The organism is Streptomyces deserti (assembly GCF_054782695.1).
This window is the reverse complement of the sequence record NZ_BAAGRZ010000117.1, coordinates 1-966: the sequence shown is the minus strand read 5'-3', so window position 1 is coordinate 966 and position 966 is coordinate 1. Positions and strand designations below refer to the sequence as shown.

Here is a 966-nt window from a genome sequence, read left to right as displayed (position 1 = left end):
GAAGTGACTGAGTATCTGGTCATCAGCTACTGGACGACCACCAATGAATTCGGGGGTCTGATCACGACAAACTCGACGGCCACCTACAGTCCTCCACCGGTGACTGTGACAGCCACCACTGCGTCGGACTACATTGAGTCGGACTGGATCTCGTTCTTCATCACCACTGATGAGAAGGGCGATATTGTTACGAGCAGCACTCTGTTCAACGCTACACGTGACTATATAGATGCACAAGCTCCATATACGTCATCCTCAAGTTATTCAAAATCGAAAATTGAAGAGTCCGACTACACGACGACGATCGACAAGGGCAACGGTGACTTCGAGACAGACCTTGTTTCGCACATCACGACCAAGGACTCTGACGGCAAGCCTACCACGATCACCACCACCATCCCATTGAAGCCAAGTGATGCCGGCGAGGCCGACTACACCACCACCATTACTTCCGACGGTCACACCATCACAGAAGTAGTCTCCCACATCACCACCACTGATTCAGACGGTAACACTGTTACATACACCACCACGATGGCCTCCTTCGATCAGGTAGGCGACGGCGTGTACACGTCTGCTCCACCTTACTCACAGCCACCAGTTGTGACAACCACTGTGACGGAGGACGACGGTAGTAGCAAGACGGTTGTGATCTCTTACTCGCCTTCTGAGGGCGAGGATGGGGTCACCCGTACAGGTACCACCACTATCTCCACCATCACTCCGAGCGGCGAGGCCGACTACACGACGACGATCGACAAGGGCAACGGTGACTTCGAGACAGACCTCGTCTCCCACATCACCACCAAGGACTCCAACGGCAACCCTACCACCATCGTCACCACCATCCCATTGAAGCCAAGTGATGCCGGCGAGGCCGACTACACGACGACGATCGACAAGGGCAACGGTGACTTCGAGACAGACCTTGTTTCGCACATCACCACCAAGGACTCCAACGGCAAC

At 54.5% G+C, this 966-nt stretch carries 1 pseudogene; it reads left to right on the top strand.

What is annotated here, in order from left to right:
- Nucleotides 1-966, top strand: a pseudogene (locus ACYVMZ_RS39340) (hypothetical protein); the annotation flags it as partial.